This window comes from Synechococcus sp. UW105, from assembly GCF_900473935.1.
Lineage (GTDB): Bacteria > Cyanobacteriota > Cyanobacteriia > PCC-6307 > Cyanobiaceae > Synechococcus_C.
In genome coordinates, this window is sequence record NZ_UCNN01000008.1 from 1 (window position 1) to 13,680 (window position 13,680).

Below are 13,680 nucleotides of genomic sequence, written 5' to 3' on the forward strand. Positions count from 1 at the left end.
CACCATTGCCCAAACAGGCGCCACCGACGGCTCAGGCAATCTCCTCACCACAGAAGCCGGCGGCACCTCCACATTCACCGTTGTTCTTGATGCCCAGCCCACGGCCAATGTCACCATCACCATCACCGGTGCCGACAGCACAGAGCACTCACTCAGCGCCTCAACGCTGACATTCACCAATGCCAACTGGAATACACCCCAAACCATCACCGTCACCGGTGTCGATGACAGCCTTGAGGATGGCGACATCACCACCACACTCACCGCCACTGCATCCAATACAGGTGGATTCACCGGCAGCGAAACAGCAACCACCACCGTCAAAACCACAGACAATGATAATCCACCATCGATTAGCGATCAAAGTGAAGATGTTTTGGAAAGCGCCAGTGGTGGCACAGAATTGCTTGATCTTGCCGACGCCAATTCGGGCAACGACACAGACAAAGACGGTGATCAAATCACCTATTCAATTAGCGATGGAAATGATATGGGACTATTTACAATTGAAGCAACAACGGGAAAGATTTCACTTGCCTCAGGCAAATCACTGGATCACGAAACAAGCGATCTACACGTTCTCGAGATCTCTGCGACAGACGGAACCAAATCCACAACAGCCAAAATAAGCATCAATGTCATCGACGTCAATAATGCACCAGTTGCTGAAGCAGATAGCGGCTCAGTCAACGAAAATGAAACACTTAGCATCACAGCAGCATCGGGGCTCATCCTTAACAATGACACCGATGAAGATGGTGACAGCTTGGCCATCAGCAACTTCCATGCTGGTGTACTGAATGCAAGCTCACCTCGAATTGGACAATTCAATACAGCCCTTGATGGCGATTTTGGGCAACTAACCCTGCAAACCGACGGATCATTCAGCTATACCGCCAACAAGACAGCCTCAGACGCACTCGCAGATGGCGAAACAGCGAGCGAAATTTTTTCGTACAGACTAAGCGATGGAAAGCTAACGGACTCAACAGAACTCACCATCACAATTACAGGCGTTAATGACAATCCCTTCCTTGTCGACGCGATCAAAACGAAAAAATACATTGAAGGGCAAGGAAACATTATTGTAATCGACGGCAGCCTCGACATTCGAGATATTGACGATGAAAATATTGAAAATGCAACGGTCTCGATCTCAAACAGCACCTACATCAACACAGAAGATCAACTTGCATTCACAAATAACTTTGGAGTATCTGGCAGCTGGAATTCCTCAACAGGCGTACTAACACTAAGTGGCTCAACCACAAAAGCAAATTACATCAGTGCCCTGCAAACAGTCACCTACACCAACACCAATGATGCCGATCCTGTAATCGGCGCAAGAACCATTCAATGGGTTGTCAATGATGGGGATGGCAGCTCAACAGCCATCGAATCGAAAATCATTGTGGGTGGTCGCAATGATGCCCCCTCATCAGTCAATGACACTGCCAGCGTTAACGCCGGCTCCACAGTGTCAACACACACCAACTTGCTAGCCAATGACACCGACCCAGAGAGTCACTCTCTTTCCATCACATCATTTCGAAGCGGTAGCGAGCAGGAATCAAATGTTGCATTTTTACCAGGCGCCACCTTAACAGGAACCTATGGTCAGATGACCATCGAATCGAATGGCACATACAGCTATATTGCGCAAGAAACAGCAGCTAAAAAATTACTCGAAGGTGAAACAGCAACCGAAACTTTCACATACAAAATAACAGACAGTCAAAGCACTGATGAAGGCATCGACACCGGCGAAATCACAATCACGATTACCGGAGTGAATGATGCACCAACAGCCATTAACGACACATCGAATGTCAACGAAGATTCCTCAAAGTTATTTGAGGATTTCCAGGGAATCCTAAAGAATGACACCGATGTTGATGGCGACAAGCTTTATATCAAAAGCGTACGAACAGGAACGGAAATCAGTAGTAGTGATTTCCAGCTCAACAGCGTGGGAACAGAACTCACAGGTACCTATGGCACATTATTAGTCAATCTCGATGGATCCTATCGTTTCACAGCTAACAATGCCGACAAGTTAGATGCTGGCGATAGAGAGACCGACAATTTCACATACACCCTGACCGACCTCACGAATGACGATACTGCCGAAGTGGCCATTCAGGTCACTGGGGTCAATGATGCGCCGACGCTGAATACGATCGACAAAGGTGCAGTACTTGATCAAGCAAACTCTAATGCAATCACCAGCACGAAGCTTTCAGGTCAATTAACAGCATTCGATCCTGATGAGTCAGCTGTACTTGAATATGGAATCAGCTCAAGCAACACCGCAAGTATTAGTAGCAACAATTGGAAGAGCTATGCAAGCAATTCACTCACAGGATCTTATGGTCAGCTCAGTGTTAATTCCTCAACAGGTGAATACACCTACACACCCAAAAAAACAGCGGTCAATAATCTTGTCGCCGGCCAAACAGCAACGGAGTCTTTTACACTTTTTGTAAGCGACGGCAGCCTGACATCTTCTCAGAATTTTGAGATTGATATCACTGGCGCAGCTGATAATCCAAGCTCTTCCAAGAGTGGCTCCTCAGGTAGTAGCTCCTCAGGTAGTAGCTCTTCAGGTAGCAACTCCACAGACACAGCAACGTCAGAAACTAGTCATAGCGAAAATTGGAGTGATGGCTTTGATCACTTAATTGGCTCTCTAATGGCTGATAGCATCACCGGATCGGATAACTTTTCAAGCCTTTTAACAGCGTCCGACTCGTTCCTCGTCGCCTCGAATGATCTCGGCAGGATCAACGCACTTCCATCCATCAGTTCGATCTCTTCGGATCAGAACTCAGTCAATGCATTCAACAGCGGGGAAGGCGGCTTCACGCAACGCATGCTCTCCAATGGGTTTGATTCAATCGAGCGCAGCAATGGCATTCGGCTAACACTGCCGAAATTCACAGATCACAATTGGCAAAAAACGATGCCTCCGGGCAAAACCAATCAGATTCCCCTCTTCGTCTCCCTCTTAGAAAACCCGAAACAGGACGCCATCGTCAAGCTCCAGATTGATGATGCATCGGTCAATCTTTCAGCAGGCGTTCTTCATTTCACACCAGACAACTGGAATATGCCCCAAGCTGTCTGGATCGATCTCAACAGGGGCAATGAAGCGGAGGCAGAGGCACGGCTGAAGCTAACAACCAGCCTTCAGATTGGAGATGAATCATCAGCAGCCCAGGTCGATATTTTCATGATGACACTTCCAAATCTAAACACATGTCAACAGGAAGGCTGCGCCATCCCTTCAAATCAAACCAGTGAAGCCGCGAACGATGATCCAAATCTTGATCTAGAATTGGAGACGGTCAGAGAAGAAAATTCGCCGGTTTTTTTACTGATTAAAACCGCACTATCGCCCTTCATACTCCTCACCAATATGGCAATCCATAGTATCAATCAAACTAAAAGTATCCAACCAGATACCGGCAAGACAAGATCACAAACTGAAGAACAAGCCCAGCATCAGACCAAGTCAATCATCAATTCTGATCAGAGCCTCGGCACAAGCAACACGTATGAGGCCATTGAGCTCACCAGCCAACACAACAGCAGCCACACGTTGCCTGACACCACGCGCCTGCCATCGCTCACGCCAGCCTCAGCCACCATTGCAACAGCTGAACAGCAAGACATCGTTGTGATCTGGTGACAGCTGTTCAACGCAACGGTGCCTTCCCCGCACTACGCCTGAACGAACACTGCATCGCAGCCGCCAAACCAGCAATCACCTGCCAAGCACTCAGCTCTCAGAGACACCAGAACAACACTGAAGCGGCACCCCAATTCCGATAATGGGGACATGACCAACAGTCCAGCCCCCACTGAAGTCTTCGACGTGATCGTCGTGGGAGGCGGGCATGCCGGCTGTGAGGCGGCGCTCACTGCAGCTCGGCTGGGTCTAAACACGGCACTGTTCACCCTCAATCTCGACCGCATCGCCTGGCAACCCTGCAATCCGGCCGTGGGCGGACCGGCCAAAAGCCAGCTGGTGCATGAAGTGGATGCCCTCGGAGGGGTGATCGGCCGCCTCGCCGATGCCACAGCCATCCAGAAGCGCATCCTCAACGCCAGCCGCGGCCCTGCCGTGTGGGCCCTGCGCGCTCAAACCGACAAGCGGCAGTACTCACGCCAGATGCTTCAGCTGCTCCAACACACCCCCAACCTGGCCCTGCGCGAGGCGATGGTCACCGGTCTGAACATTGAGGGCGACCCCACCGGTGGCGGTGAAAGCTGGGATCCCAGCCAGGGGCCAGTCGCCCAGATCACAGGGGTTTGCACCTATTTCGGCAGCGTTTACAAAGCCAAAGCCGTCGTGCTCACAGCTGGCACCTTCTTGGGTGGCCGCATCTGGGTGGGCCATCAGTCCATGGCTGCCGGCCGGGCCGGGGAACAGGCCGCCGAAGGTCTCACTGAAGCTCTGCAGCAGCTTGGCTTTCACACCGACCGACTCAAGACCGGCACCCCTGCCCGTGTGGACCGGCGCAGCATCGCCCTTGATCAACTGGAAGAGCAGCCCAGTGACGCTGCCGACCGCTTTTTCTCCTTTGATCCCGCCGCCTGGGCCAGCGGTGAGCAGATGAGCTGTCATCTCACCCGCACCACCGCCACCACCCACCAACTGATCAGAGACAATCTCCATCTCACGGCGATCTACGGCGGCGTGATCGACAGCAAAGGGCCCCGATACTGCCCCTCGATCGAAGACAAGATCGTGCGCTTCGCCGACAAAGACAGCCACCAGATCTTTCTGGAACCGGAAGGACGCGATACCCCCGAGATCTACGTGCAAGGCTTCTCCACCGGCCTGCCTGAACCGATCCAGCTGCAGCTGCTGCGCAGCCTGCCCGGGCTTGAGCAGTGCGTGATGCTGCGCCCTGCCTACTCCGTGGATTACGACTATCTGCCCGCCACCCAGCTGCTGCCGTCGCTGGAGACCAAACGGGTGGGGGGGTTATTCAGCGCCGGCCAGCTCAACGGCACCACCGGTTATGAAGAAGCTGCCGCCCAGGGCCTGGTGGCAGGTCTGAATGCCGCCCGCCGTATCCGTGGCCAGGAGGCGGTGCACTTCCCCCGCGAAGGCAGTTACATCGGCACGATGATTGACGACCTGGTGAGCAAAGATCTACGCGAGCCCTACCGGGTACTGACCAGCCGCAGTGAGTACCGGCTGGTGCTTCGGGGCGATAACGCCGACCGGCGCCTGACCCCCCTGGGTCGAGAACTGGGACTCATCGACGACCGCCGCTGGCAACTGTTTGAAGAGAAGCTCGAGGCGATGGAGGCTGAAAAGCAACGTCTAGAGACCCAGCGCCTCAAGGTGAGCGATCCGGTCGCCCCTGCTGTAGAGGCGGAAACCGGCGCCCCAATCAAAGGATCCATCACCTTGGCAGATCTCCTGCGCCGACCGGGGATGCATGCCGCTGATCTGGTGCGCCATGGCCTGGCCGACGTTGCTCTGCCCTTGCCGGTGCGGGAAGGGGCCGAGATCGACATCAAATACAGCGGTTATCTCCAACGCCAGCAGCAGCAAATCGATCAGGTGAAACGCCAACGCCAACGCAAATTGCCAGACGCGATCGATTACGCCGCCATCGGCACCCTCTCCAGGGAAGCTCGGGAAAAGCTTGCGGCCGTGCGACCCCTCACCCTCGGCCAGGCCAGTCAGATCCCTGGGGTGAGTCAGGCCGACCTCACCGCCCTGCTCGTATGGCTGGAGCTACAGCAACGACGCAGCCAATCAACCGATCCGCAACTCGCCCCAAGCGCAAACTCTCGATAGCGTTGAAGCCCTGGTCGATCCTCCATGGCCTCTTGCATCACCCGATCCAGGGCCTTCTGGAACCTGCGCGCCGAACAGGTGATGGACCAGGTGTTCATGAAATCGGACAGCACCCTCCATGCCGTGCGAGTGGCGGTCGATCCCGACCAGCCACCACGACGCAACGAGAGCGGAACAACACGCCAACAGCAGAAGCGTAATGGACTGCTGATCAGCGCAACCGTGATGGCAGGGGTTGGGCTGAGTAGCAGCCTCTGGCTGGCCCACAACTGGCAGCGATCCCTACAAGCGCTCAACCGTGAACGCGACCTCCAGATGATCGAGCGACTGCGCCACTTGCCTGTGAACACGCAAGCGAATCAGGCATCAAAGGCTGCCACCGCCCCAGCACCCGCGAATGCAGCCAACGCGAATGCTGCCAACGCTGATGCTGCCAACGCTGATGCTGTGCCAACCATCGCAAGCGCCGAACTCCAACCCCTCACCATTCCTTTGGCGGGCACACTGCCCATCCCCAACGCCATTCCCAGTCCTGAGGAAGACGCAGCGCTGCTGATGGCACCCGCCGAACCACTTCTGGTGGGAGTCGTGCATGCCGGCGGAGGCCAGGGCTCAGCCATCTTCCAACTCGATCAACTCTCGCTGTCGGCATCCCCGGGCGAAGCGATCGGCAACAGCGGCTGGCAGCTGCGGTCGGTCCAAACCAATGGAGCCGTGATTGAACGCGATGGCGACGTTCGCAACCTGAGCGTGGGAGGAGCGTTCTGAACCAACCCAGCACCCTTCTTCCCTCGCCAACACCCCTGTGGGAAGCAGCAACGGCCGCAGTACTTCGTGGCGAGGGCCCAAGCCCTCTACCCGGTCCTTGGCGCTTGATGCTGCTGGGAGATGGCAGCCCTACACGCCATCTGCGACTGCTGACCGGCCACCCGGTGGCCGTGCGACTGGTGGCGATGGAACCGGAACCGGAATCGCCCGGTAGCCAACCATCCCAGCTGCCGCGCGAGGTCAGAGAGCTGGAGCCACCCCTCCTGCGTCGTCAGGTCTGGCTTGACTGCGGCGGACAAACCCTGGCCTGGGCAGAAAGCTGGTGGAACCAAACCGAAGCCGAACAGCATCTACGCGACCGCAACCTGCCGATCTGGCTCAGCCTCACCCAAGGGCGTTCGGAACTGTTTCGGGAGGTCGATGGCTTGGCTCTGGTGCAGAGCCCATGGCTGGAGGAGGGCTTCGCGCAGCAAGGACCCTTCTGGAGTCGGCACTACCGCTTCTTCCGCCAAGGCCGCGAACTGACTGTGATTCGCGAGGTGTTCAGCCCACGGCTTGAACAATGGCTCGGCCCTGCACCTCGCCAACCGCTTCACCTCATTTCATAAACAAATCGGGAGGTTTGTCCCGATTCGCCCTTGACAAGTTGCGCCTTAATGTGCTTTCCGGATCATGGGTGCAGTCATTCGGCGTTTCCTATGGCAACCCCCACCTGGCTGAGCCTCACCGAATTGGGGCAGTTGTTCGGCATCTCCTCAACCCACTGCGGACGGGCCCTGGATCGCCTCGGCTGGCGCGATCGCCACGGCCGACCGACAACGACCGCGGTAGAGGCAGGCGCCGCAACAGCCACAGGATCCAGCCTGCAACCACGCAATGCCGTTTGGAACACAAAAATCTGCTCCACCCTGCTGCAAAGCCAGGGTTACAAACGCATCAGCCGTTCCCAACACGTGAAGCAATGGGTGGCTCTGCTGGAGGCACTGAGCGAAGGTTCAGCCTCGATCACCACCACCCCTGAGCAGATGGCGCAAGATCTTCCTGCTGAACTCGTCGATGATGTCAACACCCAGCTCAGCCGCCGGGGCTGCCGCTTTCAGGCTGCGCTGAACACCAGCGTCTGAACTGGTTCAGGATCGCCGGCGACTGGAGCGGGGCAAGGCACGACGGCCAGCCACCGGTCGCTGGGGTGATGACGGCGAAGCCACAGCATCCGACGCAGCCGGGGAAGGCTGAGCCTGAACTCTTGTCTGGGTACGCTGCCAGCGTTCCACGCGGAAGCTGTCATCATCGGGCCAGGCATCGTCACTGTTGTGAACAGGCCGGCCCGACGAAACGGATGAGGTCGTCGCACCGGGCGGCGTCACAGCTGCAGGCTCATTCGCAGCAGCGATGAGAGGGGGCTGACGCCTGGAAATCGCCTGCAGACGCCGTTTACCGCCAGTGCTGACGGCACGGCTGTCCCCAGCGATGGCATCGACACGAGCGGAGGAACGGTCGCGAACGGTTCGAGCCGCCGGCTCTGGCTCCCAGGGCTCACGCCAGTCATCCTCTTCATCAAGCAGCCAATCAATCTTGTCTCCCACCCAGCGACCGACAGCGTCGAGGCTGGCCCCAGAGGAGCGACCGGCACGCCCAGCCACTCCACTACGGCGACCAGGACGGGTGCCTGCCACACCATCAACAAGTTGCCGACCGGTCTCGAGCCACTGATCCAGCCGGCGATCGAGCTGATCATCACGGCGCGGCCTTGACTGGCGCGGATAGGGCTGGCGTCTGGACTCCATACCGATGACGTTAACGACGCCGGCGAGCCAGCCAACGTTCACGCCTGCAACCAATCAACGCGATCGACATCCCACACACCTGCAGGACCAAAAGGAACTGATTCATTTCAGCCATCAACGTCGGAGACAGACGGGACGATCGGCTCGAAGCGCAGCAGGCAGCTGGCATGCCAGACCCCGCCATGATGCCGTTCACAGCAAGGGCGACAGGCCGCGTTACGGACTCTGCGACGGTAAGGGACCGCACGGCCACAACAAGGGCAGATCGCCATCCAGCGAGCCGGCTTGACCGGTACAGGAAAGCGATGCCGCACACTCACCTCAAAGCGACTCTGAGTGCGGTTGATCTGGGCCATGCGCGCACGAAAGTTGGGGCCATGGCTTTCCTCAACCCTGAGCACCAGATCCACCCAGGCGTGAATCATCTCGTGACAGAGCGTGCTTTCGGTGGCGGACCGGGGCAGAGGATCCAGCAGCGGTCGCGACAACACGATCTCCCGTCCCAGCGGTGGGGCCACACCGGGCCCACGCCGATACATCCCTGCCGTGCGACACATCCGGCCATCACTCCAACGCACCGACAGCAGAGGCTGCACACCATTGACCAGCGCACCATCGAAGTGCTCCCGGTTGAGCCGATGAAAGAGGGGCAACAACGGCTCCAGGGGCATGGCAGAAGCGAAGCAGCGCAGCGATCAAACGCGAGCAGTCTGACCGTCGTGGGCAGCCGTCAGTCAGACTTATTCGCAATCTCAAGCGTGCAGCGTCAATGGATGTGGCTCTGGTTCGGGACATCGGAAGCAAGGCCTTGCTGGCCGGAGCCGGAGCCCTGCTTCTGTACTGGACAATCACCGCTGTGAAGCTGGTGCTCAGCGCCCGCGGCATCAATCCGTTGATCAAGCAGTTCTTCACCCAAGTGGCGGCAGGACGGATTGATGCTGCCTATCTGCTCACCACCAAGAGCTATCGCCAACATGTCAATCGTCAGCAGTTCATCCGCTTCCTGGCGGGGCTGAAACTGAACCGCTTCCGCAACCTCAAGTCAGGCCGTCCACGCATGCAGGAAGGCGACATCATCCTCACCGTGAAGCTCAAATCAGACAACGACGAAGAGCTGCCCCTCGACTTCACCTTCACAAAGATGGATGACTCCTGGCGCATCGCCAGGATTAATCAGGTGAACAGCTGAACATCGACCACCTCACTGAACGATGACGGCAGCATCCGCGGAACGAGCCAGGGAACTTCGCAACCTGCTCAACACCGCCGCTCACGCCTATTACGTTCTGGATGCACCCGTGATGGAGGATCCGGTCTACGACCGGCTCTACAGGGAGTTGCTGGATCTTGAGGCCACGAATCCGAGCCTGGTCACAGCCGACAGCCCCAGCCAACGGGTGGGTGGGACTCCAGCCGAGGGATTCAGCAGTGTGCGACATCGCATCGGCCTGCTCAGCCTTGATAACGCTTTCAACAATGAAGAGCTGAGGGCCTGGTACACCCGCCTGCTGCGGGTGCTCGATCGCGAGCCCCCACCGGATCAGCCACCACCAGCTCTTGCGATGGTGGGAGAACTAAAGATCGATGGCAACGCACTCGCTCTCAGTTATGAAAACGGCGTGTTGGTGCAAGCAGCAACCCGCGGCGATGGCGAGCAAGGCGAAGAGATCACCGCCAACGTGCGCACGATCGGATCGATACCACTCCGCTTGCAGCTAGAGACGCCCCCGGCCTGGCTGGAGGTGCGTGGCGAAGCCTTCATTCCGGATGGCATCTTTGCCGCGATCAACACCGAACGCCAGCAACGCGGCGAAGCCCTGTTTGCCAACCCCCGCAACGCCTGCGCCGGCACCCTGCGCCAGTTGGATCCGAAGGTGGTCTCAGCCCGCCGCCTCGATTTCTTCGCCTACACCCTCCACCTCCCAGACGATTGGGAGGGGCCACGCCCCGTCAGTCAGTGGGATTCTCTGCACTGGCTGAGGGATGCCGGCTTCAAGGTGAATCCCAATGCAGAGCTCCTTGCTGACCTTGGAGCCGTGGAGGCATTTTTCACCAGCTGGGACAGCGGCCGCCGCCAGTTGGACTACGCCACCGATGGCGTGGTGGTGAAGCTCAATGATCTCCGGCTCCAGGATTCAGCCGGCTTCACCCAGAAAGCCCCCCGCTGGGCCATCGCGCTCAAATACCCGGCCGAAGAAGCCCCCAGCCGCTTGCTCCGCCTGGCCTGTCAGGTGGGCCGCACCGGTGTCATCACTCCCGTTGCTGAATTCGAACCAGTGCCACTGGCTGGCACTAGCGTCAGCCGTGCCACGTTGCACAACGCCGACCGTCTGGAGGAGTTGGATCTCCATGGCGGCGACACGATTGTGGTGCGCAAGGCCGGCGAGATCATTCCCGAAGTGGTGCGGGTGCTGCCGGAACTCCGACCGCAGAATGCCCAACGCCTGGAACTCCCACACACCTGCCCTGAATGCGGGTCCGAACTGGTGCGCGAGCAAGGCGAAGCCGCCACCCGCTGCGTCAACAGCAGTTGTCCGGCCATCCTGCGCGGTGCCCTACGCCACTGGGTCAGCAAAGGTGCACTCGATGTGGACGGCCTCGGCAGCAAATTAATTGAACAACTGGTGGACAGAGGTTTGGTGCAATCGATCGCCGACCTGTATCGCCTGGATGCAGCCTTACTGGGCAGCCTGGAACGCATGGGTCAGAAAAGTGCTGACAATCTGATCCATGCACTGGAACGCTCCCACAACCAGGGGTGGGCACGTCAGCTCTATGGACTTGGCATCCACCATGTGGGTGAAGTGAACGCCAAAGCGCTTTGCGCCAGCTTCCCGAACGCTGCCGCCCTCCAAACTGCCGCTTGCTCCGCACCCGAAAGCATCACGGCGGTGTTCGGCATTGGTGCTGAAATTGCCCAAAGCCTGCAGCAATGGTTTTCCAATCCCGCCAACCTGGAGTTGTTGGATGCCTTGCGCAGTCTGGGTTTCAGCTTGGCCCTCAATGATGAGGAGCGAGCCCGGACCGAAGCCTCCAAGGCCAACCGTCATCTCACTGGTCGCAGCTTCGTCCTGACGGGAACTCTGCCCACCCTGACGCGATCACAGGCCAAGGAGCTGATCGAAGCCGCCGGTGGCAAAGTGAGCGGATCTGTGAGCAAAAAGACCAGTTACGTGGTGGCAGGAGAAGAGGCCGGAAGCAAATTGGAAAAAGCCAAAACGCTTGGGCTCTCGATTCTTGATGAATCCGCACTGCAGACCCTGCTGAATCCAGCTCAATCCAACCCAATCTCTTGACCCGATGGGCACCCTGCTCCGACGTGTACTGCAAAACATCTCCGGGGAATGGCAACTGAACCTGGAAAGCCGAGTCCCCCGCGATGAGCTTTACCGGGCCCGAATTGCCTCCTCAAAACCCTCCCTGGGCTTTTTCATACTGCTGATCTGCTCAGCCGTTATTGCCACCCTCGGACTGATCGCCAACAGCACCGCAGTGGTGATCGGCGCGATGATCGTGGCGCCGTTAATGGAACCAATCCTCAGCTTGGCCTTTGGCCTCACCGTTTCGGACGACCGTCTGATCAAACGCTCGGCCATTACGGTCATCATCGGCGTGGCCACAGTGGTGGGTACCGCATGGATTCTGGCCGGGTTATTTGGGGCTAGCGAGGTGAACAATGAGATGACGGCCCGCACCGCACCGAACCTGATTGATCTGGTGATTGCCGTTGCTGCTGCTATCGCAGGGGCCTTCACCATTAGTCGTGATCGGTTATCAAACTCGATTGCCGGCGTAGCAATCGCCGTGGCCCTTGTTCCACCTCTATGTGTCTGTGGCATCGGTCTGAGCCTTGGATCCGAACTCACCGCAGTGTTCGGTCGCGGCACCATCACGGGCCTCACGAATCAAGTTGCAGAAGGATCTTTGCTTCTCTTTCTCGCCAACTTGATCGGCATTACTGTAGCCAGCCTGGCGGTGTTCATGTTCCAGCGCTATGGCTCAGTCAAAACAGCCTGGCGGCACCTACTGGTTTGGCTTGGCTTGCTCGGCCTGCTCTGCATCCCCCTCTCTTCATCACTGCATGACTTCAGTGTGCGTCAGCAGATCAACAGCCAATTCTCAAACTTCAAAGCCGGTCTAATCCAGCAGGGTAAATATTCAGGCAAAGATGCTTATACCCTGCAGCGAATTAAATTGCTTTATAGCAATGTGCGCGTCTTGGAAAACTCTGCAACGATTGACATCGTGCTCAATGTTCCCGAAAAACTAGTGGGCCAGATCGGCCTTGATGAGATGCAACAAAGAATCCGTCATCAAGCCCAGGATGAGTATGGACTGGAAGAGGTGACGATCAACATCAGCGTGATCCCTACACAGATTCTTCGCTATAACCCCACTTCGAGCAAAGCGTCATGAATCACGCTCCAACCCACCCCTGGATCAAGACTGACTGCGGCCAAGCCAAATACGCAGAGCTGTCTGCCAGAAAGGGGACGCTGGCCAAACTGCGACTGAGCTGGTTTGTTGTGATCGCCGCGCTGCGCGACTGGCATCTGCCAACCGCTTAAGGCTGCGTGCCCTCAGCCTGCAAGGCCCGTTGAGCAGCACGACCCACCAACCAAACTGCAGCAATCGTGGCCACGACTCCCACCACCCGAAGCGCCCAAGCACCGGGAGAGGCCTCGCCAGCCAGCACATCACCGAAGCGGGCCACGTCACCAGCCAGCGCACCCAGGGCACAGAACAGCACGGTTCCGGGAAGGATGCCGAGCAAACCCAAGCTGTAGTCGCGCAGGCTCACATCGCTGAGCCCATAGGCCAAATTCAGCAAAGAGAAAGGAAATGCCGGCGAGAGCCGGGTGAGCAAAACGAGCTTGAGCCCCTCACGGCTCACACCACGCTCAACAGCCTGCAACTTCGGGATGCTGGCTAACCGCTTCTGGGCCCAGTCCCGCAGCCAATGGCGTCCAAGCAAAAAGGTCGCTTCTGCTCCCAAGCAGGCACCCACAAACACCAGCACGCTCCCCCACCAGGTGCCGTAAAGCGCACCCGCCAGCATCGAAGCCCAGACACCTGGCAGCAACAGGGTGACCCACAGGGCATACAGCGGGATGAACAGCACTCCGCCGAGGGGGGTGCGCAGAACATCCAGTGCGGGCGTCAGCAGTGAAAGGAAATCAGCCAAAAGCCCACAGCGTCATGCCGCGGCCATGCTGACCGATCAGCCGATCACCGGTGGATGATTCGGAAAAGGCAAGCTTTCTATCCAACTCCGCTCGCTTTGCCTCGAGATGGCAAGACTGC

At 57.6% G+C, this 13,680-nt stretch carries 13 protein-coding genes; 10 read left to right on the plus strand and 3 right to left on the minus strand.

What is annotated here, in order from left to right:
- The 6 genes from DXY16_RS02125 to DXY16_RS02145 all read left to right on the plus strand — a co-directional run.
- Positions 1 to 3,691: VCBS domain-containing protein (locus tag DXY16_RS02125; RefSeq protein WP_137007004.1), on the plus strand; the 3,691-nt coding region annotated here is incomplete at its 5' end.
- Positions 3,688 to 3,834, plus strand: a complete 147-nt coding sequence (locus DXY16_RS14565) for a hypothetical protein (protein ID WP_170953795.1) — start codon at positions 3,688 to 3,690, stop codon at positions 3,832 to 3,834. The genes DXY16_RS02125 and DXY16_RS14565, both read left to right, overlap by 4 nt.
- Before the next feature lie 7 nt (positions 3,835 to 3,841).
- A complete protein-coding gene (mnmG, locus tag DXY16_RS02130) occupies positions 3,842 to 5,821 on the plus strand; it encodes a tRNA uridine-5-carboxymethylaminomethyl(34) synthesis enzyme MnmG (RefSeq protein ID WP_115119130.1) in 1,980 nt (659 codons plus the stop codon).
- A gap of 24 nt (positions 5,822 to 5,845) precedes the next feature.
- Positions 5,846 to 6,589, plus strand: a complete 744-nt coding sequence (locus tag DXY16_RS02135) for a hypothetical protein (protein WP_115119131.1) — start codon at positions 5,846 to 5,848, stop codon at positions 6,587 to 6,589.
- A gap of 35 nt (positions 6,590 to 6,624) precedes the next feature.
- Positions 6,625 to 7,197: a chorismate lyase gene (locus tag DXY16_RS02140; protein WP_170953810.1), complete on the plus strand. Its 573-nt coding sequence runs from the start codon at positions 6,625 to 6,627 to the stop codon at positions 7,195 to 7,197.
- A gap of 90 nt (positions 7,198 to 7,287) precedes the next feature.
- Positions 7,288 to 7,713 (plus strand): hypothetical protein, encoded by a 426-nt coding sequence (locus DXY16_RS02145; protein ID WP_115119133.1) that lies wholly within the window; start codon positions 7,288 to 7,290, stop codon positions 7,711 to 7,713.
- 6 nt (positions 7,714 to 7,719) lie between these two features.
- On the opposite strand, the gene DXY16_RS02150 is transcribed toward DXY16_RS02145, so the two are convergent.
- On the minus strand, positions 7,720 to 8,376 hold the full coding sequence (locus DXY16_RS02150) for an RNA helicase (RefSeq protein WP_115119134.1): 657 nt from the start codon (positions 8,374 to 8,376) through the stop codon (positions 7,720 to 7,722).
- 107 nt (positions 8,377 to 8,483) lie between these two features.
- Positions 8,484 to 9,047: a SprT family zinc-dependent metalloprotease gene (locus DXY16_RS02155; RefSeq protein ID WP_115119135.1), complete on the minus strand. Its 564-nt coding sequence runs from the start codon at positions 9,045 to 9,047 to the stop codon at positions 8,484 to 8,486.
- A gap of 98 nt (positions 9,048 to 9,145) precedes the next feature.
- Here DXY16_RS02155 and DXY16_RS02160 point away from each other — a divergent pair, with 98 nt between their 5' ends.
- The 4 genes from DXY16_RS02160 to DXY16_RS14570 are packed head-to-tail and all read left to right on the plus strand — an operon-like array spanning position 9,146 to position 12,944.
- A complete protein-coding gene (locus DXY16_RS02160) occupies positions 9,146 to 9,565 on the plus strand; it encodes a hypothetical protein (protein ID WP_115119136.1) in 420 nt (139 codons plus the stop codon).
- Between the two features lie 22 nt (positions 9,566 to 9,587).
- Positions 9,588 to 11,672 (plus strand): NAD-dependent DNA ligase LigA, encoded by a 2,085-nt coding sequence (ligA, locus tag DXY16_RS02165; RefSeq protein WP_115119137.1) that lies wholly within the window; start codon positions 9,588 to 9,590, stop codon positions 11,670 to 11,672.
- A gap of 4 nt (positions 11,673 to 11,676) precedes the next feature.
- Positions 11,677 to 12,792: a TIGR00341 family protein gene (locus DXY16_RS02170; RefSeq protein WP_115119138.1), complete on the plus strand. Its 1,116-nt coding sequence runs from the start codon at positions 11,677 to 11,679 to the stop codon at positions 12,790 to 12,792.
- Positions 12,789 to 12,944, plus strand: coding sequence for a hypothetical protein (locus DXY16_RS14570; protein WP_170953796.1), 156 nt, complete (start codon positions 12,789 to 12,791; stop codon positions 12,942 to 12,944). The genes DXY16_RS02170 and DXY16_RS14570 overlap by 4 nt, the downstream gene beginning before the upstream one ends.
- Here DXY16_RS14570 and DXY16_RS02175 read toward each other — a convergent pair.
- Positions 12,941 to 13,561 carry a TVP38/TMEM64 family protein gene (locus DXY16_RS02175; protein ID WP_115119139.1) on the minus strand — a complete coding sequence of 207 codons (621 nt, stop codon included), beginning with the start codon at positions 13,559 to 13,561 and terminating at the stop codon, positions 12,941 to 12,943. The two genes, DXY16_RS14570 and DXY16_RS02175, sit on opposite strands and share 4 nt — an antisense overlap.
- Positions 13,562 to 13,680 lie beyond the last annotated feature (119 nt).